This is a genomic window from Mesorhizobium sp. P3_A10 (genome assembly GCF_056403175.1).
The window spans coordinates 14,292-40,098 of record NZ_JBFUFZ010000011.1 but is presented as its reverse complement, the minus strand read 5'-3'; the positions used below and the strand labels follow the sequence as shown (position 1 = coordinate 40,098).

General features: G+C 61.7%; 32 protein-coding genes. 2 read left to right on the top strand and 30 right to left on the bottom strand.

Features of this window, described 5'->3' with window-relative positions; genetic code table 11:
- Positions 1 to 55: 55 nt before the first annotated feature.
- The gene (gene glnA, locus AC1DXU_RS28840) at positions 56 to 1,465 is read left to right on the top strand and encodes a type I glutamate--ammonia ligase (protein ID WP_477374418.1); all 1,410 of its coding nucleotides are present in this window, start codon (positions 56 to 58) and stop codon (positions 1,463 to 1,465) included.
- 130 nt (positions 1,466 to 1,595) lie between these two features.
- Here the strand turns inward: glnA and AC1DXU_RS28835 are convergent, their stop codons facing one another.
- Entirely contained in the window at positions 1,596 to 2,636 is a 1,041-nt protein-coding gene (locus tag AC1DXU_RS28835) for a glutamine synthetase beta-grasp domain-containing protein (protein ID WP_477374416.1), read from the bottom strand.
- Positions 2,637 to 2,954: 318 nt separating this feature from the next.
- Between AC1DXU_RS28835 and AC1DXU_RS28830 the strand changes: the two genes are divergently transcribed.
- On the top strand, positions 2,955 to 3,152 hold the full coding sequence (locus AC1DXU_RS28830) for a DUF2735 domain-containing protein (protein WP_477246680.1): 198 nt from the start codon (positions 2,955 to 2,957) through the stop codon (positions 3,150 to 3,152).
- A gap of 82 nt (positions 3,153 to 3,234) precedes the next feature.
- Here the strand turns inward: AC1DXU_RS28830 and AC1DXU_RS28825 are convergent, their stop codons facing one another.
- The 29 genes from AC1DXU_RS28825 to rpmC all read right to left on the bottom strand — a co-directional run bounded on the left by AC1DXU_RS28825 (position 3,235) and on the right by rpmC (position 25,795).
- Complete coding sequence (locus AC1DXU_RS28825) at positions 3,235 to 5,121, bottom strand: MFS transporter (RefSeq protein WP_477374414.1); 1,887 nt, start codon at positions 5,119 to 5,121, stop codon at positions 3,235 to 3,237.
- A gap of 183 nt (positions 5,122 to 5,304) precedes the next feature.
- The gene (locus AC1DXU_RS28820; RefSeq protein WP_477374412.1) at positions 5,305 to 6,093 is read right to left on the bottom strand and encodes an ATP12 family chaperone protein; all 789 of its coding nucleotides are present in this window, start codon (positions 6,091 to 6,093) and stop codon (positions 5,305 to 5,307) included.
- Positions 6,094 to 6,104: 11 nt separating this feature from the next.
- Positions 6,105 to 7,025: a DMT family transporter gene (locus tag AC1DXU_RS28815; protein ID WP_477374410.1), complete on the bottom strand. Its 921-nt coding sequence runs from the start codon at positions 7,023 to 7,025 to the stop codon at positions 6,105 to 6,107.
- Between the two features lie 2 nt (positions 7,026 to 7,027).
- Positions 7,028 to 8,008, bottom strand: a complete 981-nt coding sequence (locus tag AC1DXU_RS28810; protein ID WP_477314546.1) for an RluA family pseudouridine synthase — start codon at positions 8,006 to 8,008, stop codon at positions 7,028 to 7,030.
- A gap of 60 nt (positions 8,009 to 8,068) precedes the next feature.
- Positions 8,069 to 8,443, bottom strand: coding sequence for a fluoride efflux transporter CrcB (gene crcB / locus AC1DXU_RS28805; protein WP_477374408.1), 375 nt, complete (start codon positions 8,441 to 8,443; stop codon positions 8,069 to 8,071).
- 31 nt (positions 8,444 to 8,474) lie between these two features.
- A complete protein-coding gene (locus AC1DXU_RS28800) occupies positions 8,475 to 8,840 on the bottom strand; it encodes a DUF779 domain-containing protein (protein WP_477374406.1) in 366 nt (121 codons plus the stop codon).
- A gap of 78 nt (positions 8,841 to 8,918) precedes the next feature.
- Complete coding sequence (gene adh / locus AC1DXU_RS28795; protein ID WP_477314540.1) at positions 8,919 to 10,436, bottom strand: aldehyde dehydrogenase; 1,518 nt, start codon at positions 10,434 to 10,436, stop codon at positions 8,919 to 8,921.
- A 139-nt stretch (positions 10,437 to 10,575) separates the two neighbouring features.
- Positions 10,576 to 11,559 carry a GAF domain-containing protein gene (locus tag AC1DXU_RS28790; RefSeq protein ID WP_477314538.1) on the bottom strand — a complete coding sequence of 328 codons (984 nt, stop codon included), beginning with the start codon at positions 11,557 to 11,559 and terminating at the stop codon, positions 10,576 to 10,578.
- Positions 11,560 to 11,718: 159 nt separating this feature from the next.
- A complete protein-coding gene (locus AC1DXU_RS28785) occupies positions 11,719 to 12,549 on the bottom strand; it encodes an aspartyl/asparaginyl beta-hydroxylase domain-containing protein (RefSeq protein ID WP_477374404.1) in 831 nt (276 codons plus the stop codon).
- A gap of 259 nt (positions 12,550 to 12,808) precedes the next feature.
- Positions 12,809 to 14,119, bottom strand: a complete 1,311-nt coding sequence (locus tag AC1DXU_RS28780) for a replication-associated recombination protein A (RefSeq protein ID WP_477374402.1) — start codon at positions 14,117 to 14,119, stop codon at positions 12,809 to 12,811.
- Positions 14,120 to 14,170: 51 nt separating this feature from the next.
- The gene (locus AC1DXU_RS28775) at positions 14,171 to 15,661 is read right to left on the bottom strand and encodes a DegQ family serine endoprotease (protein ID WP_477314532.1); all 1,491 of its coding nucleotides are present in this window, start codon (positions 15,659 to 15,661) and stop codon (positions 14,171 to 14,173) included.
- 193 nt (positions 15,662 to 15,854) lie between these two features.
- Complete coding sequence (gene rplQ, locus AC1DXU_RS28770; protein ID WP_477374400.1) at positions 15,855 to 16,286, bottom strand: 50S ribosomal protein L17; 432 nt, start codon at positions 16,284 to 16,286, stop codon at positions 15,855 to 15,857.
- 104 nt (positions 16,287 to 16,390) lie between these two features.
- Positions 16,391 to 17,401 (bottom strand): DNA-directed RNA polymerase subunit alpha, encoded by a 1,011-nt coding sequence (locus AC1DXU_RS28765; protein WP_477374398.1) that lies wholly within the window; start codon positions 17,399 to 17,401, stop codon positions 16,391 to 16,393.
- Between the two features lie 108 nt (positions 17,402 to 17,509).
- The gene (gene rpsK / locus AC1DXU_RS28760) at positions 17,510 to 17,899 is read right to left on the bottom strand and encodes a 30S ribosomal protein S11 (protein WP_006205444.1); all 390 of its coding nucleotides are present in this window, start codon (positions 17,897 to 17,899) and stop codon (positions 17,510 to 17,512) included.
- Between the two features lie 139 nt (positions 17,900 to 18,038).
- On the bottom strand, positions 18,039 to 18,407 hold the full coding sequence (gene rpsM, locus AC1DXU_RS28755) for a 30S ribosomal protein S13 (protein ID WP_006205445.1): 369 nt from the start codon (positions 18,405 to 18,407) through the stop codon (positions 18,039 to 18,041).
- Positions 18,408 to 18,617: 210 nt separating this feature from the next.
- The gene (locus AC1DXU_RS28750; protein ID WP_477374396.1) at positions 18,618 to 19,214 is read right to left on the bottom strand and encodes an adenylate kinase; all 597 of its coding nucleotides are present in this window, start codon (positions 19,212 to 19,214) and stop codon (positions 18,618 to 18,620) included.
- Positions 19,211 to 20,551: a preprotein translocase subunit SecY gene (gene secY / locus AC1DXU_RS28745; RefSeq protein WP_477314526.1), complete on the bottom strand. Its 1,341-nt coding sequence runs from the start codon at positions 20,549 to 20,551 to the stop codon at positions 19,211 to 19,213. Before secY ends, AC1DXU_RS28750 begins: the two co-directional genes overlap by 4 nt.
- A 257-nt stretch (positions 20,552 to 20,808) precedes the next feature.
- Complete coding sequence (gene rplO, locus AC1DXU_RS28740) at positions 20,809 to 21,282, bottom strand: 50S ribosomal protein L15 (RefSeq protein ID WP_477374394.1); 474 nt, start codon at positions 21,280 to 21,282, stop codon at positions 20,809 to 20,811.
- 22 nt (positions 21,283 to 21,304) lie between these two features.
- A complete protein-coding gene (gene rpmD, locus AC1DXU_RS28735) occupies positions 21,305 to 21,502 on the bottom strand; it encodes a 50S ribosomal protein L30 (RefSeq protein WP_023736690.1) in 198 nt (65 codons plus the stop codon).
- Positions 21,503 to 21,527: 25 nt separating this feature from the next.
- Complete coding sequence (gene rpsE / locus AC1DXU_RS28730; RefSeq protein ID WP_006333394.1) at positions 21,528 to 22,091, bottom strand: 30S ribosomal protein S5; 564 nt, start codon at positions 22,089 to 22,091, stop codon at positions 21,528 to 21,530.
- 79 nt (positions 22,092 to 22,170) lie between these two features.
- Positions 22,171 to 22,530, bottom strand: a complete 360-nt coding sequence (gene rplR, locus AC1DXU_RS28725; RefSeq protein WP_477314522.1) for a 50S ribosomal protein L18 — start codon at positions 22,528 to 22,530, stop codon at positions 22,171 to 22,173.
- An 87-nt stretch (positions 22,531 to 22,617) separates the two neighbouring features.
- On the bottom strand, positions 22,618 to 23,151 hold the full coding sequence (rplF, locus tag AC1DXU_RS28720) for a 50S ribosomal protein L6 (protein ID WP_477314520.1): 534 nt from the start codon (positions 23,149 to 23,151) through the stop codon (positions 22,618 to 22,620).
- A gap of 89 nt (positions 23,152 to 23,240) precedes the next feature.
- Positions 23,241 to 23,639 carry a 30S ribosomal protein S8 gene (gene rpsH, locus AC1DXU_RS28715; RefSeq protein ID WP_006205453.1) on the bottom strand — a complete coding sequence of 133 codons (399 nt, stop codon included), beginning with the start codon at positions 23,637 to 23,639 and terminating at the stop codon, positions 23,241 to 23,243.
- A gap of 12 nt (positions 23,640 to 23,651) precedes the next feature.
- Positions 23,652 to 23,957: a 30S ribosomal protein S14 gene (rpsN, locus tag AC1DXU_RS28710; protein WP_010909282.1), complete on the bottom strand. Its 306-nt coding sequence runs from the start codon at positions 23,955 to 23,957 to the stop codon at positions 23,652 to 23,654.
- A 27-nt stretch (positions 23,958 to 23,984) separates the two neighbouring features.
- Positions 23,985 to 24,584 carry a 50S ribosomal protein L5 gene (gene rplE, locus AC1DXU_RS28705; RefSeq protein ID WP_111548980.1) on the bottom strand — a complete coding sequence of 200 codons (600 nt, stop codon included), beginning with the start codon at positions 24,582 to 24,584 and terminating at the stop codon, positions 23,985 to 23,987.
- The gene (gene rplX, locus AC1DXU_RS28700) at positions 24,577 to 24,891 is read right to left on the bottom strand and encodes a 50S ribosomal protein L24 (protein ID WP_013531428.1); all 315 of its coding nucleotides are present in this window, start codon (positions 24,889 to 24,891) and stop codon (positions 24,577 to 24,579) included. The genes rplE and rplX overlap by 8 nt, the downstream gene beginning before the upstream one ends.
- A gap of 12 nt (positions 24,892 to 24,903) precedes the next feature.
- Positions 24,904 to 25,272, bottom strand: a complete 369-nt coding sequence (gene rplN / locus AC1DXU_RS28695; RefSeq protein WP_006205457.1) for a 50S ribosomal protein L14 — start codon at positions 25,270 to 25,272, stop codon at positions 24,904 to 24,906.
- A gap of 71 nt (positions 25,273 to 25,343) precedes the next feature.
- Positions 25,344 to 25,583, bottom strand: a complete 240-nt coding sequence (gene rpsQ, locus AC1DXU_RS28690) for a 30S ribosomal protein S17 (protein ID WP_010909280.1) — start codon at positions 25,581 to 25,583, stop codon at positions 25,344 to 25,346.
- Positions 25,584 to 25,594: 11 nt separating this feature from the next.
- Positions 25,595 to 25,795, bottom strand: a complete 201-nt coding sequence (gene rpmC, locus AC1DXU_RS28685; protein WP_006205459.1) for a 50S ribosomal protein L29 — start codon at positions 25,793 to 25,795, stop codon at positions 25,595 to 25,597.
- Positions 25,796 to 25,807 lie beyond the last annotated feature (12 nt).

Genomic DNA, 25,807 nt, shown 5'->3' with positions numbered 1-25,807 from the left:
CGGTATCTGATTTCCGATAACTCCTCGAAACGTCATCAGACAGGGAAGAAATGACATGACGACAGCCAAAGACATCATGAAGCAGATCAAGGACAACGACGTGAAATTCGTCGACCTGCGCTTCACCGATCCGAAGGGCAAGCTGCAGCACGTGACGATGGATATCATCGAGGTCGAGGAAGACATGTTCGCCGATGGCGTCATGTTCGACGGCTCGTCCATCGCCGGCTGGAAGGCGATCAACGAGTCCGACATGGTGCTGATGCCCGATCCTGATACCGTGCACATGGACCCGTTCTTCGCGCAGTCGACCATGGTCATCCTGTGCGACATCCTCGATCCGGTTTCCGGCGAATCCTACAACCGCGACCCGCGCGGCACCGCCAAGAAGGCCGAGGCCTACATGAAGGCTGAAGGCATCGGCGACACCATCTATGTCGGCCCGGAAGCCGAGTTCTTCGTCTTCGACGACGTCAAGTACAAGGCCGATCCCTACAACACTGGCTTCAAGCTCGACTCCACCGAATTGCCGTCCAACGACGACACCGACTACGAGACAGGCAACCTTGGCCACCGTCCGCGCATCAAGGGCGGCTATTTCCCGGTGCCGCCGATCGACAGCGCCCAGGACATGCGCTCGGAAATGCTGACCGTGCTTGCCGAAATGGGCGTGCGCGTCGAGAAGCACCACCACGAAGTGGCGGCAGCCCAGCACGAACTTGGCATCAAGTTCGACACGCTGGTCCGCAACGCCGATAAGATGCTGATCTACAAATACGTCGTGCACCAGGTTGCCAATGCCTATGGCAAGACGGCCACCTTCATGCCGAAACCGATCTTCGGCGACAATGGCTCGGGCATGCACGTCCACCAGTCGATCTGGAAGAATGGCAAGCCGACCTTCGCCGGCAACGAGTATGCCGGCCTGTCGGAGAGCTGCCTGTTCTACATCGGTGGTATCATCAAACACGCCAAGGCGATCAACGCCTTCACCAACCCGCTGACCAACTCCTACAAGCGCCTGGTGCCTGGCTATGAAGCGCCGGTGCTGCTGGCTTATTCCGCGCGCAACCGCTCGGCCTCCTGCCGCATTCCGTTCGGCTCGTCGCCAAAGGCCAAGCGCGTCGAAGTCCGCTTCCCCGATCCGGGCGCGAACCCCTACCTCGCCTTCGCCGCCATGCTGATGGCCGGCCTCGACGGCATCAAGAACAAGATCCATCCGGGACAGCCGATGGACAAGGATCTCTACGATCTGCCGCCGAAAGAACTGAAGAAGATCCCGACCGTCTGCGGCTCGCTGCGCGAAGCCCTGCAGAGCCTCGACAAGGACCGCGGCTTCCTGAAAGCCGGCGGCGTCTTCGATGACGACCAGATCGACAGCTACATCGAGCTCAAGATGGCCGAAGTGATGCGCTTCGAAATGACCCCGCATCCGGTCGAATACGACATGTACTATTCGGTCTGAGCGGACCGTCTCAGAGACAAAGAAAAAACCCCGGCGGAAACGCCGGGGTTTTTTCTTTGACCGATGGTGGCCATCAGATTTATCAACCAGGTCGCGGCGCAGGCACTCAAGCCTACGCCGCGATAAATGCTCAGGCCGCCGCCGAAACCTGGGCGCTGGCCGGAACTTCCGCAATCGTCTTCAGGATCTGCGAAGCGATCTGGTAGGGGTCGCCCTGCGAGTTCGGACGGCGGTCCTCCAGGTAGCCCTTGTAGTCGCCCTTGATGAAGGAGTGCGGGACGCGGATCGAGGCGCCGCGATCGGCGATGCCGTAGCTGAACCGGTTCCACGGCGCGGTCTCGTGCTTGCCGGTCAGACGCTTGTCATTGTCCGGGCCGTAGACGGCGATGTGATCCATCAGGTTCTTGTCGAAAGCCGCCATCAGCGCTTCGAAATAGGCCTTGCCGCCGACTTCGCGCATATGGGTGGTCGAGAAATTGGCATGCATGCCCGAGCCGTTCCAGTCGGTGTCGCCGAGCGGCTTGCAGTGATACTCGATGTCGATCTCGTATTTTTCGGTCAGGCGCTGCAAGAGATAGCGTGCCATCCACATCTGGTCGGCGGCCTTCTTGGAGCCCTTGCCGAAAATCTGGAATTCCCACTGGCCCTTGGCCACTTCGGCGTTGATGCCTTCATGGTTGATGCCTGCGGCGAGGCACTGGTCGAGATGCTCCTCGACGATCTGGCGCGCAACCGAGCCGACATTCGAGTAGCCGACGCCGGTGTAGTACGGGCCCTGCGGCGCGGGATAACCGCTCTCAGGGAAGCCGAGCGGGCGGCCGTCTTTGTAGAAGAAATACTCCTGTTCGAAGCCGAACCAGGCGCCCTCGTCGTCGAGGATGGTGGCGCGCTTGTTGGATGCATGCGGCGTCACGCCGTCAGGCATCATGACTTCGCACATCACCAGCACGCCATTGGTGCGGGCCGGATCCGGATACACCGCGACCGGCTTCAGCACGCAGTCGGAGCTGTGGCCTTCGGCCTGCTGGGTCGAGGAACCGTCGAAGCCCCACAGCGGCAGCTGCTCGAGCGTCGGGAACTCGGCATAGTCCTTGATCTGGGTCTTGCCGCGAAGGTTGGGGACCGGGGTGTATCCGTCGAGCCAGATATACTCGAGCTTGTATTTCGTCATTCTAGAGCCTCTCGTTGCTTGATCACCGAAGCTGGATAGCGCGGGCGCATGCCGAGCCATCCGGCAGGCCGGCTGCCGATCGATAAAATGCAAGTCATGTGCCATTTCCGCTGCGCGGGGTGCGTCAAAAGTGCCCATTCATCCCGGCGATGCGGCCAAGCCGTCTAAGCAATGCGCCGGGATCGATCAGAAGCCAATTCTGCTTAAATTACAGGCAAATACTGATCTTTCTTTAGGCATCTTGCCTAAACAGATTGCAGGACCTATCTTGGTGAAAGGCTGAATCGACAAGCTTCGGCAAAAGAAAGGAGCCCGACCATGGAAATCGTTTCTGCCCGTCCGTCGGCCAAAATCCTGATGTTCCCGGTGGCAGCCCGTCTTTCTGCCTCAAATTTAAGCGGAAAGGCTAAGTTCGCGGCAGAGCTTGCCTCCATGCGCGATCATCTCACGGATTTCGGCAGCGGCTGGTACCACGAGGCAGCCATCGAGGAAGCGCAACACGACCGGAAGAGCTGAACTCTTCCTTCGCTTCTGATGAATCGGAAAGCCCGGCGCGATCGCTCGCGCCGGGCTTTTGCGTTGGTATCGGCCAATGACTCTAGGTCTTGGCGTGCAGGTCGGTTCCCAGCGTATCTTTGACGAAGATCATGCCGATGATTAGCGTCATCGCCGCGATCACGATCGGGTACCAGAGACCATAATAGATGTCGCCCTTGGCCGCGCTCAAGGCGAAGACCGTCGCCGGGAGCAGGCCGCCGAACCAGCCATTGCCGATGTGATAGGGCAGCGACATGCCGGTGTAGCGGATGCGGGTCGGGAACATCTCGACCAGAATCGCCGCGATCGGCCCGTAAACCATCGTCACGTAGAGGATCAGGATGAACAGAATGCCGACGACCTTTGTCCAGTTGACCTGCGCGGGGTCGGCAAACATCGCAAACGCGCCGGACGCTGGAATGCTGTAGACGGTCACGTCGGTGGCACCAGCGGCTTCATCGGCCGTCAGCACCTTGTCCTTGATCGCCTGGGCGGCCGGCACCGTCGCCTTCTCGCCGGCGCGAATGGCGACGGCATCGAGCTTCAGTTCAGGATTGGCCGCGACGAAGGCATCAAGCTTCTGGTCGGCGACCTTTGAAGCGGCACGCTTCAGCGGATAGCCGCCATCCTTGAGTGCCATGTTGACCGCCTTGGTGAAGGCACCATCCTTGGCTTTGGCCTGATCGCCGGCAGCGATGGCGTCGTAGGATTCAACCGTCTCATTGCCCACCTTCACCGTGGCCGCGGTGCCAGGCGCTGCACTTGTAACGATGTCATAGGGCACCGAGCTCTTGGCTAGGAACGACGTGGCGATGTCACACGACGTGGTGAACTTGGCCGTCCCGACCGGGTTGAACTGGAACTTGCAGTCGCCGGGCGCCACGGTAACCGTTGCACGCGTGTTCTGTTGCGCGGCAGCCAGCGTCGGATTAGCCGCCCAGGTCAATGCCTTGAACAGCGGGAAGTAGGTGACGATCGCCAGAGCCAGTCCCGCCATGATGATCGGCTTGCGGCCGATCTTGTCGGAGAGCCAGCCGAAAACGACAAAGAAGATGGAGCCTAGCCCCAAGGCAATGGCAATCAGGATGTTGACCGTCTGCAGGTCAACCTTGAGCACGTTCTGCAGGAAGAACAGTGCGTAGAACTGACCGGAATACCAGACCACAGCCTGACCGGCGGTCAGGCCAAGAAGGGCCAGGATGGCAATCTTGGCGTTCTTCCACTGTCCGAAAGCCTCCGACAGCGGTGCCTTGGAACCCTTGCCCTCGTCCTTCATGCGCTGGAAGGTTGGTGATTCACTCAGCGTCAGCCGAATCCAGACAGATATGCCGAGCAGGATGACCGATACGAGGAACGGAATGCGCCAGCCCCAGGCGGCGAAGTCTTCCTTGCTCAACATTGCCTGGACGCCGAGGATGATCAGCAGTGACAGGAACAGGCCGAGCGTTGCCGTTGTCTGGATCCATGAGGTGTAGAAACCACGACGGTCGTCGGGCGCGTGTTCGGCGACATAGGTTGCCGCACCGCCATACTCGCCGCCAAGTGCCAGGCCCTGCAGCATGCGCAGCCCGACCAAGATGATGGGAGCGGCAATGCCCCAGCTCGCTGAACCAGGAAGCAGGCCGACCAGGAACGTCGAACTGCCCATGATCAGGATGGTGACAAGAAACGTATACTTTCGGCCGACAAGGTCGCCGATGCGGCCGAACACCAGCGCGCCGAACGGGCGCACCAGAAAACCTGCAGCGAAAGCCAGCAGCGCGAAGATGTTGCGCGTCGCTTCCGGATACTGGCTGAAGAAGGTGGCGCCGATGAAGGCTGCCAGCGAACCGTAGAGATAGAAATCGTACCATTCGAAAACGGTGCCGAGCGAGGAAGCGAAGATGACCTTCTTCTCCTCTCGCGTCATGCCGCGGCTCGTTCCGCCGGCGGTCGATGCCATTGCCATTGATGTGTCCTCCCGTGAGATCCCGTCTGCCTTGAGGCTGCGCGTCATCGTCCGTGTTCTCCTCCAAACACGGACTCGGCGCATGCAACGCGGGAAAAATGACAGAAAGCACCGCCCAGAGGCAGACCGACCTTGGGTTTATGACTTTGGTATTAGGTGCAATGCGAAACGGGTCGGCGGCGGCTATTTCAACGCGTCGAGAAGACTGACAGCAGCGATCATCTCGTGCCTGCGGGCCGAGCGGCGCGCCACAGCCTCCGCATCCTGGCCCCAGTGCTCGACCTGCCAATCCTCGTCGACATGGCCGGCCACCCATGCCGCATCGCCGTCGAGTTCGCCGAAATCGACTGCCAAAGCCAGCAGTGCCGATCCCGTCAGCGAGGTCATGACATGGATGGCTGCAAGCCGCAGCGGATCGCTGCGCTGGCTGAGATGGACACCGAGCACAGCGATGCTCTCGCGCGGCTGCTCGACATGGATGATGCCCTCGGCGAGGTTGAAGCGGGCGCCAAGCGTGCCGCGCGCCCAGTCGATCACCGGGTCCCAATGCTGGTTCTGCCGGTCGACCAGCCCTTGCGGCGCGTCGGCCCGGTAGCAGAGAAGATCGGATGAGGCGAAGCGCAATATGTCCTCCAGCACCGCCTGCGGGTCGCTGGCAACGCCGTCGATGGCCGTGTTGACCAGGCGCAGGACCGGCATCGTCACCGGGTTGATGGTTTCGCCTTGCGCGGCAAACTCGTCGGCGATCAGGCCGGCCGCCTTTTCGGTCGGCAACGCCAGCAGCGCCTTGCCCGGCGTGCGCACCGGCTTGCCGTCAAGATGAACGGCAAATCCATCCTCGAGCGGTGCGACCGAGACGGCCTTGTAGAAGCGTTTCGGCAGATGCGTCTTCATCTGGATCTGGGCGCGGCGCACCGGATCCGGGTCGGAAAGCTGCTTGCCCGCTTCGAGGTCGTTGAGGATATCGCGCATGCCAGAACTTTCTATCCGGGGATCTGCTTTCGCGCCGGCCGGTTGACGATGATCAGCCCGGCGGCGATGAGGCCGAGTGCCAGGAAAATACGGACGGTCAGCGGCTCGTTCAAGATCACGGCGCCGCACAGCACACCGAACACGGGCGACAGGAAGGTGAAGCTCGACAAGCCCGAAGCCGGATAGCGCCTGAGCAGCCAGAACCACAGCACATAGGTGAAGGCGACGACGTAAATGGCTTGGAAAAGCAGCGCCAATGTCGGCACGGCGGTAAAATTGCGGATGGCGGGTCCGGTGAAAGGCAGCACCAAAGCGCCGACGACGACGGCGCCGGCCAGTTGATAGAGTAGCAGTTTTTCGGCGCTGGTGTCGGCCAGTTTCGACCGCTTGATGACGATGCTGGTCAACGCCCAGAGGATGCCGGCGCCAAGACTGAGCAGGTCACCGGTCAATGTCGCGCCGTCGCCGGCACTCATCTTGTCGGAGAACACGCAGACCAGTCCGGCGAAAGCCAGGAGAAGACCGACGATCTTGAGCGCGGTGATGCGCTCGCCCAGCAGGAAATGGCCACCGACCAGCACCCAGAACGGCATGGTGTTGACCAGTAGCGTGTTGCGGGCGACCGTCGTGTGTTCGAGCCCGACATAGAGACAGAGGAACTCGACGCCAAACAGCCCGCCCACGAGCATGCCCGCGACAAGCGTTTTGTCTGGCTTGAACAGCGAAATGCCGCGCCAGCGGCACCAGCCGAGAACGCACAGGCCGCCGATGATCGAGCGCGCGATGGACAGGAAAACCGGGTCGTAGCCGGCATAGGAGATCTTGGCGGCGACGTAATTCAGCCCCCAGGAAAACGTCAGCCCGACCATGATGAATGCTGCCGCCAGGTCGACCGCATCGCGGCGGTCGAGCGTATCGGTGGCGCCGCTCAACCCTAGTCCTCCGCGCTGGCGTCGTCGAAACCGATCAGGTTCCAGCTTTGGCGCATATGCGGTGACATCGGCGCGGTGACATCGATGACACCCTTGTCCGGGTGCGGAATGATGATGCGGCGCGCATGCAGGTGCAGTCGGTTCTGCATGCCGCCCGGAAAGTCCCAATTGGTGTCAGCCTCGAAATATTTGGGGTCGCCGATGATCGGGCAGCCGATATAGGCGGCATGGACACGAAGCTGGTGGGTGCGGCCGGTGTAGGGCTCCATCTCCAGCCAGGTCATCGTCTGTGCGGCCTGCTCGATGACACGGTAGTAGGACACGGCGTGGTCGGCGCCCTTTTCGCCATGCTTGGCGACGCGCACGCGGTCGCCATCGGGCGTCGGTTCCTTGATCAGCCAGGTCGAGATCTTGTCCTCGCGCTTCGGCGGCACACCCTTCACCAGCGCCCAATAGGTCTTCTTGGTCTCGCGGGCGCGAAACGCTTCGGCGAGCTTCATGGCGGCGAGCCTCGTGCGGGCGACGACCAGCACACCTGACGTGTCGCGGTCGAGGCGGTGCACCAGGCGCGGCTTCTCGCCCTTCTGGTTGCGCCAGGCCTCCAGCATGTCGTCGACATTGCGGGTGACGCCGGAACCGCCCTGCACGGCCAGGCCTGCCGGCTTGTTGAAGACGAAGACTTTCGGATCCTCATGGATCAGCATCTTGGCGAGCACATCGGCGTCGCCCTGGTTGCGGATCGAGTGACCGGTAAGCGCGCTCTCGCCTTTCTTGTCCACTTCCAGCGGCGGCACACGGACCATCTGGCCCGGCTCGACACGCGTATCGGCCTTCACCCGGCCGCCATCGACGCGGATCTGGCCGGAGCGCAAGAGCTTCTGCAGATGGCCGAAGCCAAGGCCCGGGAAATGGGTCTTGAACCAGCGATCGAGCCGCATGCCCGCCTCGCCGGCCTCCACCGTGATCTGTTCAACGCCTGCCATATTTTTTTCGCTTATCCGTTTCCGAGCAGGGCTCAGCCCTGCTTTTGCGCGGCAATAGCACTATGAAACGGTTCTTGCGAGCCAAAGTCCCAGAAACAGGGCGATAATGGCGCCAATAACGCTGGCAAGGGCATATCCGAAAGCCGGCAGCGTGGCGCCGCGCTCCCACAGCGTCGCGAAATCGAGCGAAAAAGCTGAGAACGTGGTGAAGCCGCCAAGAATGCCGGTAGCCACGAACAGCCTGAGTTCATTCGATCCGCCGCGCCGCATCAGAATGGCGATGAACAGGCCCATGGCAAAGGAGCCGACAATGTTGATGGCCATCGTGCCCCACGGGAAATTGGGGCCGACAAGGCGCAGCGCGCCGATGTTGGTGAAATGACGGATGCCGGCGCCGATACCACCACCGACGACAACGAGAAGCAGATTGAACATGGGGTTTACTGCCCTCACAAGGGCGGTTCGGTCAATCCCGATTGTTGGCCGGGACAGCACAGACCGTTGAACGCGTCAAAAACCGTCTCTCGCGCCCATTGTCGAGCGAGAACATGCCACCCCTGCCCGGCACGACGTCGATGATCAGGTCCGTGTGCTTCCACACCTCATATTGCGAGCCGCTGATATAGACCGGCGTCTCGCCGATCTCGCCTAGCATGACGTCATTGTCGCCGACGATGAAATCGCTTTGCGGATAGCACATCGGCGAGGAGCCGTCGCAACAGCCGCCGGACTGGTGGAACAGCACCGGACCGTGATCGGCGATGATCTCGGCCAGGAACGCCACGGCCTCGGGCGTCGCGGAAACCTTTCCCATGGACACCTTGTCGAGCATCAAAAATCCTCCCAGGAAGCCGGTGCGGCGGCGCGGCCTGTTGGGCCGCACCGCCTGACAGTGCGCCTTTGCCGGCGATCAGAAGAAGCCGAGCTTCTTCGGGCTGTAGCTGACCAGCATATTCTTGGTTTGCTGGTAGTGGTCGAGCATCATCTTGTGCGTCTCGCGGCCGATGCCTGATTGCTTATAGCCGCCGAAGGCGGCATGCGCGGGATAGGCGTGGTAGCAGTTGGTCCAGACGCGACCGGCCTGAATGGCGCGACCGAAGCGATAGCAGCGGTTGGCGTCGCGGCTCCAGATGCCGGCACCCAGGCCATAGAGCGTGTCGTTGGCGATCGACAGCGCCTCGTCGTCATCCCTGAAGGTGGTGACCGAAACCACCGGCCCAAAAATCTCCTCCTGGAAGACGCGCATCTTGTTGTGGCCCTTGAACACGGTCGGCTTCACGTAGTAGCCGCCGGCAAGGTCGCCCGGCAGGTGGTTCTGCTCGCCACCGATCAGCACCTCGGCGCCTTCCTGGCGGCCGATGTCGAAGTAGGAGAGAATCTTCTCCAGCTGCTCGCTCGACGCCTGCGCCCCGATCATCGTTGCCGGATCGAGCGGATCACCCTGCACGATCGCCTCGACGCGCTTCAGCGCCTTTTCCATGAACCTGTCGTAGATCTTCTCATGCACCAGCGCCCGGCTGGGACACGTGCAGACCTCGCCTTGGTTGAGCGCGAACATGACAAAACCTTCGATCGCCTTGTCGAAGAAATCGTCGTCTTCGGCGGTCACGTCTTGGAAGAAGATGTTGGGCGACTTGCCGCCAAGTTCGAGCGTCACCGGGATGAGATTCTGGCTGGCATATTGCGAGATCAGGCGGCCGGTCGTGGTCTCGCCGGTGAAGGCGATCTTGGCGATGCGGTTCGACGATGCCAGCGGCTTGCCGGCTTCGAGGCCGAACCCATTGACGATGTTGAGCACGCCGTCCGGCAAGAGATCGCCGATCAGGTCCGCCCACAACATGATGGTCGCAGGCGTCTGTTCAGCCGGCTTCAAGACGACGCAGTTGCCAGCGGCGAGCGCCGGAGCCAGCTTCCACACCGCCATCAGCAGCGGGAAATTCCAGGGGATGATCAGGCCAACGACGCCGAGCGGCTCATGGAAATGATAGGCGACGGTGTCGTGGTCGATCTCTGAAATGCCACCCTCCTGGGCGCGCACGGCCCCGGCGAAATAGCGGAAATGGTCGATGGCGAGCGGCAGGTCGGCGGCGGTCGTCTCGCGGATCGGCTTGCCATTGTCCCAGGTTTCGGCGAGGGCCAGCAGATCGAGATTGTCCTCCATACGATCGGCGATCCGGTTGAGGATCAGCGCGCGCGCGGCGGCACTCGTCTTGCCCCAGCCATCCTTGGCCTTGTGCGCGGCGTCGAGCGCAGCCTCGATATCGCTGGCGTCGGAGCGGGCAATCTCGCCCAGCGGACGGCCGGTCACCGGCGAGATGTTCTCAAAATACCTTCCGGATTTCGGCGCCACCCACTTGCCGCCGATGAAGTTGTCGTAGCGCTTGGCAAAGGGGATCTTGGCCGTGCGAGAAAATTCAACCTTGTTCATTGTCTTCCTCCCAGGAAACGGCCGCGGGATGCGGCACGTAATGAGGAAGCTTTGCGGATGGCGGCGGGCTTGTCAGCCCCGGCCAGACAGTCGCCGGCGCCGACTGTCGCAGTTCTGCGACAGGTTAGGGCCTGAAAACTCAATGCGGGCGACGGATGCCCAGTCGCGCGAGTTTTCGATGCAGCGTGGCGCGGGAAATACCGAGATTGTGCGCGGCGGCCGAGACGTTGCCTTCGGCGCGGGCGAGAGCGCGCTGGACCACGCCACGCTCGGCCTCGCCCAGTTCCTCGGTGGCTTTCGCGCAGTCGCCGAGGACATCGGCGGCCGGCAAGCCCTTGGTCAGCGTTTGTTGCGTGATGCCGAGAGCCTGTCGCGCCGAGCGTGTCGCACCGACCACGAGATCATCGGCATCGACAGCTATCAGCGCGCCGGCGCTGCGCTCGCCCACCGGCGCCAACAGAATGCGGGCGCTTGAAAAAGCCAGGCGAAAATTCTCCGCCTCGATGCGGCGAGCGGCGTCGCCGACCGCCATGGCGATCAGGTTGACGAAGTCTTCGGTCAAATCCGACCGGCAGGACGACACATCGAGCGCAGCCGCCAGGTTGCCCTCGTGATCGTAGATCGGCGCCGTCGTGCAGCTGAGCAGCGTGTTGCGCGAGAAGAAGTGCTGGTCGCGGTGAATGGTGAGGGAGCGCTGATCGGCAAGACAGGTACCGATGCCGTTGGTTCCTTCGCTGTCCTCGCTCCACACCGTGCCTGTCCAAAGGCCCCATTCGTCGAACGTATCGTCATCGGCGGAAGCACCCCGGCGCTCTAACGGAATGCCTTCACGGTCGGCAAGCATCACGCAGCAGCCGATGCCTCCAACGGCCAAATAGAGCCGATCGAGGCTCGCATCCGCGGCGCGCAGCAACGGCTCCATTCGCTGCCGCGCCTGCCTGAGCTCGCTTTCGGTCAGGCGTCTCGGCGCCTTTCGCTCGGCTGGGTCGAGCCTATGCAATGTAAGGGAACGCCGCCAGGAGGCGATCAATGCCGAGCGGGCGGCATCGCTGGTGGCGATCGCTGCCTGCACGACATCGGCATGATGGGCCGGCTGTCCGCTCACCTCATCCTCCCGGAGCATGGTGCGCTTCAATCCCCTGGCGCCGTGCTCGCATCACCGCCTTCTACGGGATCGGTGGCCGATGCCGCTATAAGACAATGGTTCAAGAGCAACCGAGATGCGCTGTGCAGGCTATTCGCCACCTGCTGAGAGGTAGAGCAATGTCGCCTGTCTGAGGGTTCAGGTCGTCTCGACCTTCTTCGCCTTGCTCGAGCCGATCATCTTCCAATTCTTGTAGAACATGGAATTGATGCGCTCGACGCTGACCGAAACGATGGCCAGAAGAGCGGAGATGAAACCGGGGAATGGCGACGGCCGGATGATGTCCATGAACACGCAGTAGCGGCGTCCATCATATTCGTTGACCGAGCGGTGCAGCAGCGTGTCGTCGAAAATGTACAGCGGATTGTCGTGCCAGTAGTTCTTGACGCTGTTGCACTCGACGAAAACCTCGGCCTTCACCGGGATCAGATTGTAGAGAATGCGCAGGCCGAGCCGCAGCGGCCCGAAATGCCAGGAGGTCGATTCCTGTCCCCTGAAAACCGATACGGCAATCGTCTTGATGTATTTGAAATCCTTGTTGAACTCGGCGACGTTGTCGATCTTGTGCTTGCCATACCATTGATAGACATACATGCCGCGCCGGCCGGTGCCGAAATTGGCGTCGATGTCGGCGATGATCTCGTCCTTGCGCGCCTTGAAGACGTCGAGAACCTCGTTGACCTCGCGTTGATAGTCGGCGGGAAACTGCTCCAGCTTCCACACGCCCGGGTTCCTGTAGCAAAGCAGGTCGACCAAAAGGTTGAAGGGCGATAGCAGCCAGGTGAAGATGCCGTTGCCAAGGAAATAGCCGCGAAACAGCGACAAATCCTTGTTGGCGTTGCGCAGCACGTCGATCAGGCCACAGGCGATGAAAATCGTCGTCAGGATCGGAATGAAGTAGAAGCCAAGCGCCAGCAGCGGAACCGCTATGACCAGCTGGCGAAGGGTTTTGCGAAGCGTTTTTGTCATTTTTTGTTCGCGCCGGGCGCGATTCCTGTTTTGAATGATTATCGCCAAAGGTCCTGGCAGCGACCACCGCCCGGTCGTGCGCCTAGATAAGGTTTTTTGTCGCCTCGCACAATCTCCATCGCAGATCGTCCGATTGGCCGGCGGCCGTTGCCAACGATATTTGGAGGACGTAGCTCCACTTCAGGTCAGTGCTCGGCAAAGCCGTGCCCCATGGCAATATCTCGTCCCGAAGGGTGAGGACCACCGGGCTGCGCAAAGCCTACCTTTCCCGTTCGGCGCGCAGCTTTGCCCAATAGTCCAGCCGCTTCCTGATATCGCGTTCAAAACCGCGCTCCGGAGGATCGTAGAAGGTTTGCCTTCCCATCTTTTCCGGAAAATAGTCCTGCCCGGAAAAGGCGTCCGGCTCGTCATGGTCGTAGCGATAGCCCGAGCCGTAATCTTCCTCTTTCATCAGCTTGGTCGGCGCGTTGAGGATGTGCTTGGGCGGCAGCAGCGAGCCGAACTCCTTGGCTGCCTGCGTGGCTGCCTTGAAGGCGGTGTAGACGGCGTTGGATTTGGGCGCCGTGGCGAGATAGACGGTGGCCTCGGCGAAGGCCAGTTCACCCTCGGGCGAACCGAGATAGTCGTAGGCGTCCTTGGCGGCGTTGGCGACGACCAGCGCCTGCGGATCGGCGAGGCCGATATCCTCCATCGCCATGCGCACCAGCCGGCGGCCGAGATAGAGCGGATCCTCGCCGGCATCGAACATGCGCGCGAGGTAATAAAGTGCGGCGTCAGGGTCGGAACCGCGCACCGATTTGTGCAGCGCCGAGATCAGATTGTAGTGGCCATCCTGGCCCTTGTCGTAGATCGGCGCGCGGCGCTGGACGATGCGCTGCAGGCCTTCTGTCCCGAACACCTCGCCGGGCTTGGCGGCGCGCCAGACTTCCTCGGCCAGCGTCAGCGATGCACGGCCGTCGCCGTCGCTCATGCGGACCAGCATCGCCCTCGCCTCGTCATCGAGCGGCAGCGCCCTGCCCTCCGTCTCCTCCGCCCGCGCCAGCAATTTGGCGATGCTCTCCTCGCCAAGCGAATGGAACACCAGCACCCGCGCGCGGGACAGCAGAGCGGCATTCAGCTCAAAGGACGGGTTTTCCGTCGTGGCGCCGACCAGGACGACCGTGCCGTCCTCCATGACCGGAAGAAAAGAATCCTGCTGGGCGCGGTTGAAGCGGTGGATCTCGTCGACGAACAGCAGCGTCTGACGGCCATTGGAGCGGCGCAGCTTTGCTGCCTCGAACACCTTCTTCAGGTCGGCGACACCGGAAAACACCGCCGATATCTGCTCGAAGGCAAGGCTGGTTTCGCCGGCAAGCAACCGCGCCACCGTGGTCTTGCCGGTGCCGGGCGGGCCCCAGAAGATCATCGAGCCGAGCGAGCCGGAGCCGATCAGCCGCGTCAGCGCACCATCCGGTCCGGTCAGATGCTCCTGGCCGACGACCTCGCCAAGGTTTTTCGGGCGCAGCCGGTCGGCCAACGGCCGCCCGGGCGGCGCTTTTTCCGGTTCATCGACGCTGAACAGATCGGCCATGCAGTTCTTTTGGTTGGAGCACGACCTCTTCGGAAATGCCGGAGATCGAACTCAGTAGCGCAACACCTGGCGCAGTATCTGCCCGCCGCGCTCGACGGTAAAGCGCCACCAGCGCGTATCCTGCTGGGCGAGTTGCGCCAGCGTCGCTGCCGTGTCTACGGTGGTGCCGTTCACTTCACGCACGATATCGCCTGGCTGGAAGCCAAAATCGGCGGCGGGCGAATCGCGGTTGATGTCGACCACGGTGACGCCCTTGAGGTCCGTGCGCAGGCCAAGCCGCTGGGCAAGCCGGGGCGACAGTTCCGCAACCTTGGCGCCGGAGAAGGGGCTGCGGCCATGCAGCGTCACTTCCGAGGCCTTGGCGCCCTCCGGCGCGCGCTCCAGAGGGATGTCCATCGTCGCCTGCTGGCCTTTGCTTAAGATCCCGAAGCTCGCCTTGGTGCCGATCGACAGCGTTGCCATCCGGTAGTCCAGCGCCTCGATGCTTTCGACAGGCGTGCCGTTGAGCTGCAGCACGACGTCGCCGGGCTTGAGCCCCGCCTTGGCCGCCGGCCCGGCCTCTTCGACCGACGAGACCAGCGCACCGGTCGGCTTTTCCATAGCCAGCGATTCGGCGATCTGCGGCGTCACCGCCTCGAATTCGGCGCCGATATAGGGCCGCTCGAAGAAATCGAGCCCGGCCTTGGCCGCATCGGCGAAGGCGCGCACCATGTTGGACGGAATGGCAAAGCCGATGCCGATGGAGCCGCCGCTGCGACTGTAGATCGCCGTGTTGATGCCGACCAGCTGGCCGCCCATGTTGATCAGCGCGCCGCCGGAATTGCCGGGGTTGATGGCGGCGTCTGTCTGGATGAAGTAGCCCGAATCCGAAACGCCGATATGGCTGCGGGCAAGCGCTGAAACGATGCCGCTGGTGGTGGTCTGGCCGACGCCGAAAGGATTGCCGATGGCCAACAGCAGATCGCCGACCTCGAGCGCGTCGGAATCGCCGATGGCAATCACCGGAAACGGCTTGTCCGAGGTGATCTTGAGCACGGCAAGATCGAGCGTCTCGTCCTTGAGCATGACCTTCGAGGTGAATTCGCGTCCGTCCGCGGTCGCTACCTTCACCTCGTCGGCATCCTTGATGACGTGGTAATTGGTGACGATGACGCCACTGGGATCGACCAGCACGCCGGAGCCGAGCGAGGACTGCGCGCGCGGCTGCGCCCGGCCGAAGAACTCCTCGAAGAATGGATCGCCTTCGAAAGGCGATGTCACCTTGGCCGTCTGCGAGGCATAGACGTTGACCACCGCCGGCGCCGTCTGCTTGACCAAAGGCGCGAAGGACAGTTGCACCTCTTCACGGCCGAACGGCACGCGCTTGTCGGGACCGGAGGTGGAGTTTTCGCCCTCGACGCCGTGCAGCAGGTCGGTCAGCACATCGGAGAGGCCCGGATCCGTCTTGGCGGCGTCTTCGGCCAGCGCCTGCCTGGCCGCCGGCACGACTGCCAGCGCCATGACGGCGCAGAGCAGAACAAGGGACAACCGTGTGAAGCGCATTCCGAATCCTCCAGATCGGGCGCCATCTGTCCCGACGATTGTGCAAAATAAAAGGCTAAGTCGCTGAAATCCGATTATTTTGGTCAAAACCCACGCGGTTTGAACCGCGAAACCAGCGTGACCGCCCTTTGCTGCTTCCAGAATATGAAAAGGGGCCCGCAGGCCCCTTTTGAATCGCTTGGAATAGACGGGCTTATGCAGCCGCGGCTTCCTCGTTGGCGCCTTCGGCCTCGATGCGGGCGCGGTCGCCGGCGCCCTTGGCGTCGACGTCACGGTCGACGAACTCGATGACAGCCATGGCGGCATTGTCGCCGTGGCGGAAGCCGGCCTTCATGATGCGCAGGTAGCCGCCATTGCGGTTGGCGTAGCGCGGCGCGATCGTGTCGAACAGGCGCTTGACGACGCCCTCATTGCCGATCTGGGCAATGACCTGGCGGCGGGCGTGCAGGTCGCCGCGCTTGCCGAGCGTCACCAGCTTCTCGACGATCGGACGCAAATCCTTCGCCTTCGGCAGGGTGGTGACGATCTGCTCGTGCTCGAGCAGCGACACGGCGAGGTTGGCGAACATCGACTTGCGATGGCTAATGCTTCTGGCGAAGCGACGGCCTTTGAAACCGTGGCGCATGGCTCTTTTCCTTCTTCAGTTGTTCAAGAGGCCGCGGCCTCCGATGGTTTTCCGCATGACCGTCGGATCGAGCGGCTCACGCCGCCGATCCTTGGAATTCATGCTCAATATTGGTCTTCGTAACGCTTGGCGAGGTCTTCGATGTTTTCCGGCGGCCAGTCCGGCACTTCCATGCCCAGATGCAGGCCCATCGCCGCGAGAACTTCCTTGATCTCGTTCAGCGACTTGCGGCCGAAGTTCGGGGTGCGCAGCATCTCGGCTTCGGTCTTCTGGATGAGGTCGCCGATGTAGACGATGTTGTCGTTCTTCAGGCAGTTGGCCGAACGCACCGAAAGCTCGAGTTCGTCGACCTTCTTGAGCAGCGCCGGGTTGAAGGCGAGCTCGGTGACGGCTTCGGCGGCGACTTCCTTCTGCGGCTCGTCGAAGTTGACGAACAAGCCAAGCTGGTCCTGCAGGATGCGGGCAGCGAAAGCCACCGCGTCTTCGCCGGTGATCGAACCATCGGTCTCGATCGTCATGGTCAGCTTGTCATAGTCGAGAACCTGGCCCTCGCGGGTGTTTTCGACCTTGTAGGAGACCTTCTTGACCGGCGAGTACAGGCTGTCGACCGGGATCAGGCCGATCGGCGCGTCTTCGGCACGGTTGCGGTCGGCCGGCACGTAGCCCTTGCCGGTGTCGACGGTGAATTCCATGCGGATTTCAGCGCCTTCGTCCAGCGTGCAGATGACGTGGTCGGGGTTGAGGATCTCGACGTCGCCAACCGTCTGGATGTCGCCGGCAAGAACCGCACCTGGTCCCTGCTTGCGCACGACCATGCGCTTGGGGCCGTCGCCTGCCATGCGGATGGCGATTTCCTTGATGTTCAAGACGATGTCGGTCACGTCCTCGCGCACGCCGGCGATGGACGAGAATTCATGCAGAACGCCGTCGATCTGCACGGCGGTCACGGCCGCGCCACGCAGCGAAGACAAAAGCACGCGGCGCAGCGCGTTGCCAAGCGTCAGGCCAAAGCCGCGCTCGAGCGGCTCGGCGACCAGCGTGGTCAGCGTCTTCTTCTTCGACGAGAATTCGATCTTGTTTGGCTTGATCAGTTCCTGCCAATTTTTCTGGATCATATGATGCTTTCCTTCCGTTGACCCGCCACCATCCAATCGTGGCGGGCGACCTGGAATGCCGTGGAGGAGCGCCCCATGGGGCGCTCGCGCGGCGTTCGGTAATTCTTTTTAGACGCGGCGCTTCTTGCGCGGGCGGCAGCCATTGTGCGGGATCGGCGTCACATCACGGATCGAGGTGATGGTGAAGCCGGCCGCCTGCAGGGCGCGCAGCGCCGATTCACGACCCGAGCCAGGTCCGCAGACCTCGACTTCGAGCATGCGCATGCCGTGTTCCTGGGCCTTCTTGGCAACGTCTTCGGCAGCCATCTGGGCAGCGAACGGGGTCGACTTGCGCGAACCCTTGAAGCCCTGGGCACCGGCCGACGACCAGGCAATCGAATTGCCCTGCGCGTCGGTGATGGTGATCATCGTGTTGTTGAAGGTCGAATTGACGTGGGCAACGCCCGACGAGATGTTCTTGCGTTCGCGACGGCGAACACGAGCGGCTTCCTTGGCCATGACAGTCCTTTCAGTTGATCTCTACACCGCCGTAATGCCAGCGGCTCCACCTAGGAGAAGGCAGTAGGGGAATATGGCAGTAGGGCAGTATGTCTGCCGATCCTATTGCCTTACTGCCCTACTCCCTTACTGCCCTAAATTACTTCTTCTTGCCGGCGATCGACTTGGCCGGGCCCTTGCGGGTGCGCGCATTGGTATGCGTGCGCTGGCCGCGAACCGGCAGCGAGCGGCGGTGACGCAGGCCGCGGTAGCAGCCGAGGTCCATGAGGCGCTTGATGTTCATCGACACTTCGCGGCGCAGGTCGCCCTCGACCTGGTAGTCGCGGTCGATCGTTTCGCGGATCTGCAGCACTTCCGCGTCGGTCAACTGGTTGACGCGACGCTCGGCCGGGATGCCGACCTTGTCGACGATCTCCTGGGCGAACTTTTTGCCAATGCCGTGAATGTACTGAAGCGCAATGACGACGCGCTTGTTGGTCGGAATGTTGACGCCGGCTATACGAGCCATATTCTTCTCTTCTCCATGTGGGCCGGACAACCTTTAGAAATAAGGCAGGCCCGGCGCTGTCTAAGTTGCCCCGCGTCCGGTGGAGACCGGCCCATGCGGGAGTTTCCAGTTCAAAGCGGCTGCCTTGCCCTTGCGGACAAGCAAGCCTCATGCCTGATAGGAAGACGGGCCGCCATACCCCAGCGAACCGCTCCAGTCAAGCGCAATCGTCTATTTTCCGTGTGTGGCCGCCGCCAGCACCGCTTCGATCTGCTGCGTCACCGCATCGATGTCGGCCATGCCGTCCACGCCTCTGAGCTTGCCCTTGGCGTAATAGTAGCCGATCAGCGGCGACGTCTTCTTGTAGTACTCGCGCAGGCGCTCTTCGAACACTACCGGATTGTCGTCCTTGCGCACGGGCTGGCCCGCGGCCTGGGCCTCTTCGGCGCGCTTGACGATTCGACCAACCAGCGCCTTGTCGTCGACGACAAGCTCGATGACGACATCGAGAGCCTGACCACGATCCGCAAGCATCGATTCAACCGCATCGGCCTGCACCAGGGTGCGCGGGTATCCGTCAAGGATAAAGCCGTTTGTGCAATCGGCCTGGTCGATACGCTCGGCCACGATCGCGTTGACGATGGCGTCGGAAACCAGTTCGCCGGCATCCATCACCGCTTTGGCGCGCTTGCCAACTTCCGTGCCGGCCTGGACGGCAGCACGCAGCATGTCACCCGTAGAAAGCTGGGGTATGCCGTGTTTGTCTACCAGTCTTTGTGCTTGCGTCCCCTTGCCCGCCCCCGGCGGCCCAAGCAATATCAACCTCATCTGGCCTTCTTCCCCCCGCGCAGCTTCGACTTCTTGATCAGGCCCTCATACTGATGGGCGATCAGGTGACCCTGAATCTGCGCCACCGTATCGAGCGTTACACTGACCACGATCAGAAGCGATGTGCCACCAAGGTAGAATGGTACGCCAGTCGCTGAAATCAGGAACTCGGGCAACAGACACACCAGCACCAGATAGACGGCGCCGACGACGGTGATGCGGGTGAGAACGTAGTCGATGTAGTCGGCGGTGCGCTCACCGGGACGATAGCCCGGGATAAAGCCGGAGTGCTTCTTGAGCTGATCGGCGGTGTCCTTCGGGTTGAAGACGATCGCGGTGTAGAAGAAGGCGAAGAACACGATCATCGCCGCATAGAACGCCATGTAGAGCGGCTGGCCATGGCCGAGCGAGGCCAGGATGGTGCTTGCCCAGGCCGGCATGTTGGTCGTCTGCGAGAAGCCGGCGACGGTTGCCGGCAGCAACAGCAGCGACGAGGCAAAGATCGGCGGAATGACGCCCGAGGTGTTGAGCTTCAGCGGCAAATGCGAGGTATCGCCCTGGAACATGCGGTTGCCGACCTGGCGCTTCGGATACTGGATCAGCAGGCGGCGCTGGGCGCGCTCGAAGAACACGATGAGCGCAATGACGATGATCGCAAGCACGATGATCGCCAGGATGAGACCCGTCGACAGCGCACCGGTGCGGCCAAGCTCCAGCGTGCCGGAGATGGCGCGCGGCAGGCCGGCGACGATGCCGGAGAAGATGATCAGCGAAATGCCGTTGCCGATGCCGCGTGCGGTGATCTGTTCGCCCAGCCACATCAGGAACATGGTGCCGCCGACCAGCGTCACGACGGTCGAAATGCGGAAGAACACGCCGGGATCGTTGACGATGCCGTTGCCGCCTTCCAGACCGACAGAAATGCCGTAGGCCTGCACCAGCGCCAGCAGCACGGTGCCGTAGCGCGTGTACTGGTTGATGATCTTGCGGCCCTGCTCGCCTTCCTTCTTCAGCGCTTCCAGTGACGGGATGACCGAGGTCATCAGCTGCATGATGATGGAGGCGGAGATGTAGGGCATGATGCCGAGCGCAAAGATCGCCATGCGCTGCACGGCGCCGCCGGCGAACATGTTGAACATGCCAAGCACGCCCTTGCTCTGCGACGAGAAGGCCTGTGCAAAAGCGTCGGGATTGATGCCGGGCAGCGGAATGTAGGTGCCGAGGCGATAGACGAGCAGCGCGCCAATGGTGAACCAGATGCGCTTCTTCAGGTCCTCCGCCTTGGCGAAGGCCGAGAAATTCAGATTCGAGGCTAGTTGTTCAGCAGCCGACGCCATGCCTGATTCTCCGCTAGAGCATGATGCCGAAAAGTGTGAAGCGGTTTTCGGACAACATCATGCGCTACTTCTTGATTTCCATGTCACGCTCGATGCCCGCAGCTCAGGCGGCGCGTGTCACCGAAGCTCACGAGATAAGCTCCGGACTGTAAACATGCAAGCGGCCGCGTTGACGCGGCCGCCATATTGCTTGGGATCAAAGTGCGATCGAGGGCAAAAACGATAAACATCCTTGCTGATCGCGCTTCAAATTGTCGTTACTCGGCGGCTGCCTTTTCCGGCAGCTTCACCGAACCGCCGGCCTTTTCGATCTTCTCGATCGCGGCCTTGGAGGCGCCGGCAACGTCGAAGGCGAGCTTCGTCTTGATCTCGCCGTCGGAGAGGATGCGCACGCCGTCCTTGACGCGGCGGATGACGCCGGCAGCGACCAGCGCTTCAGCCGTCACGGTTGCCTTGGCATCGAGCTTCTTGGCGTCGAGCGCAACCTGGATGCGAGCCAGCGACACGACCGTGAAGCTCTTCGCAAAGATGTTGTTGAAGCCGCGCTTCGGCAGACGCCTGTAGAGTGGCATCTGGCCACCCTCGAAGCCGTTGATGGCAACGCCGGAGCGCGCCTTCTGGCCCTTGACGCCGCGACCGGCGGTCTTGCCCGAGCCGGAACCGATGCCGCGGCCGAGACGCTTCTTGGAGTGCGTCGCGCCGTCCTTGTCACGCAGATCGTTGAGTTTCATCTTCGTTCTCCTGCGCTTGTGTTCAGCCCTCGTCCACGACGCGGACGAGATGCTGGACGGCAGCGATCATGCCGCGCACGGAAGGAGTGTCCTCCAGCGTGCGCTGCTTGTGCATCTTGTTGAGGCCGAGGCCGACCAGCGTTGCGCGCTGCTCCTTCGGCCGGCGGATCGGCGAACCGATCTGCTCAACGGTGACGGTCTTGGTTGCTTTCTTGGCCATGGTCAAAATCCCTGGTCAGCGTCGACTATTCTTCAGCCGCAACGGCGGTGCCGCGGCGGGCCTGAAGGGTCGAGTACTTGATGCCGCGCGCAGCAGCCACATCCTTGGGATGCATCTGGCTCTTCAGCGCGTCGAAAGTGGCACGAACCATGTTGTACGGGTTCGACGAACCCATCGACTTGGCGACCACGTCATGCATGCCGAGCGTCTCGAAGACAGCGCGCATCGGGCCGCCGGCGATGATGCCGGTACCCTGCTTGGCAGCGCGCAGCAGCACGCGTCCCGCGCCCCAGCGTCCTTCGACGTCGTGGTGCAGCGTGCGGCCCGAGCGCAGCGGCACGAAAATCATGTCGCGCTTGGCCGATTCAGTTGCCTTGCGGATAGCCTCAGGCACTTCGCGCGCCTTGCCGTGACCAAAGCCGACGCGGCCCTTCTGGTCGCCGACGACGACGAGTGCTGCAAAACCGAAGCGACGGCCGCCCTTGACGACCTTGGCGACGCGGTTGATGTGGACGAGCTTGTCCACCATGCCATCGTCGCGCTCTTCGCGATCACGGCCGCGGCCGCCATCCCTACGTTCCTGTGCCATATCCTGTTCCTTGTTTTTTTCCGGAAGCACGGTTGCTGATAAGATCCGGCGCCTCTGTGGGTCACCGGGGGCGAAAGTTTTAGAAGCTCAGGCCGCCTTCGCGGGCAGCCTCGGCCAGCGCCTTGACGCGGCCGTGATAGATGTAGGCGCCACGGTCGAAGACGACTTCCTTGACGCCAGCCTTCGCGGCCCGCTCGGCGATCAGCTTGCCGATCGCAGCGGCAGCCGCGGTGTCGGCGCCGGTCTTGAGCGAACCCTTCAGGTCCTTCTCGAGCGTCGAGGCGGCAACGATGGTGTGGCCCTTGGCGTCGTCGATGACCTGCACGTAGATGTTCTTCGACGTGCGGTGAACCGAAAGACGCGGACGCTCGCCGGCGACCTTCTTGATCTGGCGACGGACGCGCTGCGCGCGGCGCTGGATGGATTCTTTGTTAGCCATGATAGTCTTCCCTGCCTTCAAAAAACGGGGGCCGCCATATGCGGTAGGCGAAAGCGCCTCCCGCGGCCGCTCCCCGCGGCGTTACGATTACTTCTTCTTGCCTTCCTTGCGGACGATCTTCTCGCCGGCGTAACGGACCCCCTTGCCCTTGTAAGGCTCGGGGCCGCGGTATTCGCGAATCTCGGCGGCAACCTGGCCAACCTGCTGCTTGTCGATGCCGGCCACGGTGATTTCGGTCGGCTTCGGCACGGTGATGGTGATGCCAGCCGGCGTCTGATAGACGACGTCATGGCTGAAGCCAAGAGCCAGCTGCAGGTTCTTGCCCTGGAGTGCTGCGCGATAGCCGACGCCGGTGATCTCGAGCTTCTTCTCGAAACCGTCCTTGACACCCTGCAGGATGTTGACGATCTGCGTGCGCGACATGCCCCACTTGGAGCGAGCGGTCTTGGTCTGGTCGCGCGGCTGGACAGCAATTTCGCTGCCTTCCATCTTGACCAGCACTTCGTCGTTCACCACGAACTTCAGCTCGCCCTTGGGGCCCTTCGCCGTCACGGTCTGGCCGTTGACGGTCGCGGTCACGCCCTGCGGCAGCGAAACGGGTTTCTTACCAATACGAGACATTTTGTTGTCCTCGTCACTTCTCTTGTTTCAGGTCTCTGTCTTCGGAAACGATCCGAAGACCGGATTCCAGTTTGCGGTCAGCTGCCAGATCAGAAGATCTGGCAGAGGATCTCGCCACCGACATTCTGTTCGCGCGCTTCGTGGTCGGCCATCACGCCCTTCGGTGTCGAAAGGATGGCGATGCCGAGGCCGTTGGCGACGTGCGGGATCGACTTGGCCGAGACGTAAACGCGGCGGCCCGGCTTCGAAACGCGGGCGATTTCGCGCACGACCGGCGCACCGTCGAAATACTTCAGCTCGATCTCGATTTCGGACTTGCCGTTGTCGAAGTCGGTCTGGCTGTAATCGCGGATATAGCCTTCAGCCTTCAGCACGTCGAGGACGCGGGTACGCAGGCGCGAGGCCGGCGTCGAAACGCTCGACTTCTTGCGGCCATAGGCGTTGCGGATGCGGGTCAGCATATCGCCGAGAGGATCGCTCAATGACATGTTATGTCCTCCTTACCAGCTCGACTTGACCAGGCCCGGGATCTGGCCGTTATTGCCGAGATCACGAAGCGCGATGCGCGATACTTTGAGCTTACGATAGTAGGCGCGCGGACGGCCGGTAACTTCGCAGCGGTTGCGGATGCGGATCTTGGCCGAGTTGCGCGGCAAGGCAGCAAGCTTGAGCTGAGCGCGGAAACGCTCTTCCATCGGCTTGGACTGATCCATGATGATCGCCTTGAGGGCAGCGCGCTTGGGACCGTACTGGTCGGCAAGCTTGCGGCGCCTGTTGTTCTTCTCGACTGAGCTGGTCTTTGCCATTTCAGATTTTTCCTTTTCTCGCTGCCGTTACTGGCGGAAGGGGAAGTTGAAGGCCTTGAGCAATGCCCTGGCTTCGTCGTCCGTCTTCGCAGTCGTACAAACGATGACGTCCATGCCCCAGATCTGATCAACCTTGTCGTAGTTGATCTCCGGAAACACGATGTGTTCCTTGATGCCCATGGCATAGTTGCCACGGCCATCGAAGCTCTTCGGATTCAGTCCGCGAAAATCGCGGACGCGCGGCAGCGCGATGTTCACGAGACGGTCGAGGAACTCGTACATACGTTCCTTGCGCAGCGTGACCTTGGCGCCGATCGGCATCTTTTCGCGGACCTTGAAGCCGGCGATCGAATTGCGAGCCCGGGTGACGACGGCCTTCTGGCCGGCGATCATCGCCAGGTCTTCGGCAGCGATCGAAGGCTTCTTCGAATCGCCGGTCGCTTCGCCAACGCCCATGTTCAGCACGATCTTGTCGATGCGCGGAACCTGCATCTCGTTCTCGTAGCCAAACTGCTCCTGCAGCGCCTTGCGGATGGTCTCGTTATAGACCTGCTTCAGACGCGGCGTGTTCTGGGCCTTGGACTGCTTGCTTTCAGCCTTGGGCTTCGTGGTTTGAGCCTTAGCCATTGATGACTTCTCCCGAGCGCTTGGCGACGCGCACCTTCTTGCCGTCCTTCTGGAAGATGAAGCCGACGCGGGTCGGCTTGCCATCCTTGGGGTCGGCCAGCGCGATGTTCGACAGCTGGATCGGCGCTTCCTTGGTGATGATCCCGCCCTCTTGGGACTGGGACTGCTTCTGGTGACGACGGATCATGTTGACGCCGCGCACCAGCGCGGTGTCTTCCTTCGGCTGTACCGAGAGGACTTCGCCCGAACGGCCCTTGTCCTTGCCGGCCAGCACGACGACCTTGTCGCCTTTTCTAATCTTCTGCATTGGTCCGGCTCCTTACAGCACTTCAGGCGCGAGCGAGATGATCTTCATGTGGTTCTTGGCGCGGAGTTCGCGCGGAACCGGTCCAAAGATACGCGTGCCGATCGGCTCTTTCTTGTTGTCGACGAGAACGGCTGCGTTCTTGTCGAAACGGATCACGCTGCCGTCCGGGCGGCGGATGTCCTTGGCCGTGCGAACCACGACCGCCTTCATCACATCGCCCTTCTTGACGCGGCCGCGCGGAATGGCTTCCTTGATCGACACCACGATGATGTCGCCCACGGAAGCGTATTTCCGCTTCGAGCCGCCCAGCACCTTGATGCACATGACACGACGGGCGCCGGAATTATCCGCGACGTCGAGGTTTGTTTGCATCTGAATCATGACTGGCCGCCTTCTTCTTTTCTAACGGGACAGGCTCGAAGCCCCTCCCCGGTCTGTCCAAAATTCGTTGTTTACGCCTGATCCGAAGATACGACGATCCAGCGCTTGTCCTTGGAAATCGGCTTCGATTCCTGGATGAACACCTGATCGCCAACCTTGTGGGCGTTGTTCTCGTCGTGCGCCTTGTACTTCTTGGTCATGCGCACGGTCTTCTTCATCACGGGATGCGTGAAGCGCCGTTCGACCTTGACGACAACCGTCTTCTCGTTCTTGTCGCTGACGACGGTGCCCTGCAGAATGCGCTTTGGCATGGTTTTCGTCCTTAAGCCTTCTTAGCCGCGGACTTTTCCGCAGCGATGGTCTTGATACGCGCAATGTCCTTACGGACCTGTCTCACGCGCGCGGTCTTCTCGAGCTGGCCGGTGGCCTTCTGGAAGCGCAGGTTGAACTGCTCCTTCTTCAAGCTGGCCAGGTCGTCGGTCAGCTGGTCCTGGGTCTTGGTCCGGATGTCTTCGGCTTTCATGATCAGCCCGTC

What these genes read in the sequence shown, in the direction of transcription:
- glnA (WP_477374418.1), top strand. Translation starts at nt 56, where the DNA reads ATGACGACAGCCAAAGACATCATGAAGCAGATCAAGGACAACGACGTG.
- AC1DXU_RS28835 (WP_477374416.1), bottom strand. Translation starts at nt 2,636, where the DNA reads ATGACGAAATACAAGCTCGAGTATATCTGGCTCGACGGATACACCCCG.
- AC1DXU_RS28830 (WP_477246680.1), top strand. Translation starts at nt 2,955, where the DNA reads ATGGAAATCGTTTCTGCCCGTCCGTCGGCCAAAATCCTGATGTTCCCG.
- AC1DXU_RS28825 (WP_477374414.1), bottom strand. Translation starts at nt 5,121, where the DNA reads ATGGCAATGGCATCGACCGCCGGCGGAACGAGCCGCGGCATGACGCGA.
- AC1DXU_RS28820 (WP_477374412.1), bottom strand. Translation starts at nt 6,093, where the DNA reads ATGCGCGATATCCTCAACGACCTCGAAGCGGGCAAGCAGCTTTCCGAC.
- AC1DXU_RS28810 (WP_477314546.1), bottom strand. Translation starts at nt 8,008, where the DNA reads ATGGCAGGCGTTGAACAGATCACGGTGGAGGCCGGCGAGGCGGGCATG.
- crcB (WP_477374408.1), bottom strand. Translation starts at nt 8,443, where the DNA reads ATGTTCAATCTGCTTCTCGTTGTCGTCGGTGGTGGTATCGGCGCCGGC.
- AC1DXU_RS28800 (WP_477374406.1), bottom strand. Translation starts at nt 8,840, where the DNA reads ATGCTCGACAAGGTGTCCATGGGAAAGGTTTCCGCGACGCCCGAGGCC.
- adh (WP_477314540.1), bottom strand. Translation starts at nt 10,436, where the DNA reads ATGAACAAGGTTGAATTTTCTCGCACGGCCAAGATCCCCTTTGCCAAG.
- AC1DXU_RS28790 (WP_477314538.1), bottom strand. Translation starts at nt 11,559, where the DNA reads ATGCTCCGGGAGGATGAGGTGAGCGGACAGCCGGCCCATCATGCCGAT.
- AC1DXU_RS28785 (WP_477374404.1), bottom strand. Translation starts at nt 12,549, where the DNA reads ATGACAAAAACGCTTCGCAAAACCCTTCGCCAGCTGGTCATAGCGGTT.
- AC1DXU_RS28780 (WP_477374402.1), bottom strand. Translation starts at nt 14,119, where the DNA reads ATGGCCGATCTGTTCAGCGTCGATGAACCGGAAAAAGCGCCGCCCGGG.
- AC1DXU_RS28775 (WP_477314532.1), bottom strand. Translation starts at nt 15,661, where the DNA reads ATGCGCTTCACACGGTTGTCCCTTGTTCTGCTCTGCGCCGTCATGGCG.
- rplQ (WP_477374400.1), bottom strand. Translation starts at nt 16,286, where the DNA reads ATGCGCCACGGTTTCAAAGGCCGTCGCTTCGCCAGAAGCATTAGCCAT.
- AC1DXU_RS28765 (WP_477374398.1), bottom strand. Translation starts at nt 17,401, where the DNA reads ATGATCCAGAAAAATTGGCAGGAACTGATCAAGCCAAACAAGATCGAA.
- rpsK (WP_006205444.1), bottom strand. Translation starts at nt 17,899, where the DNA reads ATGGCCAAGGAAGCCGCTCGTGTTCGCCGTCGCGAACGCAAGAACATC.
- rpsM (WP_006205445.1), bottom strand. Translation starts at nt 18,407, where the DNA reads ATGGCTCGTATAGCCGGCGTCAACATTCCGACCAACAAGCGCGTCGTC.
- AC1DXU_RS28750 (WP_477374396.1), bottom strand. Translation starts at nt 19,214, where the DNA reads ATGAGGTTGATATTGCTTGGGCCGCCGGGGGCGGGCAAGGGGACGCAA.
- secY (WP_477314526.1), bottom strand. Translation starts at nt 20,551, where the DNA reads ATGGCGTCGGCTGCTGAACAACTAGCCTCGAATCTGAATTTCTCGGCC.
- rplO (WP_477374394.1), bottom strand. Translation starts at nt 21,282, where the DNA reads ATGAAACTCAACGATCTGCGTGACAAGGACGGCGCGACGCACTCCAAG.
- rpmD (WP_023736690.1), bottom strand. Translation starts at nt 21,502, where the DNA reads ATGGCCAAGAAAGCAACCAAGACCGTCACCGTTGAGCAGATCGGTTCG.
- rpsE (WP_006333394.1), bottom strand. Translation starts at nt 22,091, where the DNA reads ATGGCACAGGAACGTAGGGATGGCGGCCGCGGCCGTGATCGCGAAGAG.
- rplR (WP_477314522.1), bottom strand. Translation starts at nt 22,530, where the DNA reads ATGGCTAACAAAGAATCCATCCAGCGCCGCGCGCAGCGCGTCCGTCGC.
- rplF (WP_477314520.1), bottom strand. Translation starts at nt 23,151, where the DNA reads ATGTCTCGTATTGGTAAGAAACCCGTTTCGCTGCCGCAGGGCGTGACC.
- rpsH (WP_006205453.1), bottom strand. Translation starts at nt 23,639, where the DNA reads ATGTCATTGAGCGATCCTCTCGGCGATATGCTGACCCGCATCCGCAAC.
- rpsN (WP_010909282.1), bottom strand. Translation starts at nt 23,957, where the DNA reads ATGGCAAAGACCAGCTCAGTCGAGAAGAACAACAGGCGCCGCAAGCTT.
- rplE (WP_111548980.1), bottom strand. Translation starts at nt 24,584, where the DNA reads ATGGCTAAGGCTCAAACCACGAAGCCCAAGGCTGAAAGCAAGCAGTCC.
- rplX (WP_013531428.1), bottom strand. Translation starts at nt 24,891, where the DNA reads ATGCAGAAGATTAGAAAAGGCGACAAGGTCGTCGTGCTGGCCGGCAAG.
- rplN (WP_006205457.1), bottom strand. Translation starts at nt 25,272, where the DNA reads ATGATTCAGATGCAAACAAACCTCGACGTCGCGGATAATTCCGGCGCC.
- rpsQ (WP_010909280.1), bottom strand. Translation starts at nt 25,583, where the DNA reads ATGCCAAAGCGCATTCTGCAGGGCACCGTCGTCAGCGACAAGAACGAG.
- rpmC (WP_006205459.1), bottom strand. Translation starts at nt 25,795, where the DNA reads ATGAAAGCCGAAGACATCCGGACCAAGACCCAGGACCAGCTGACCGAC.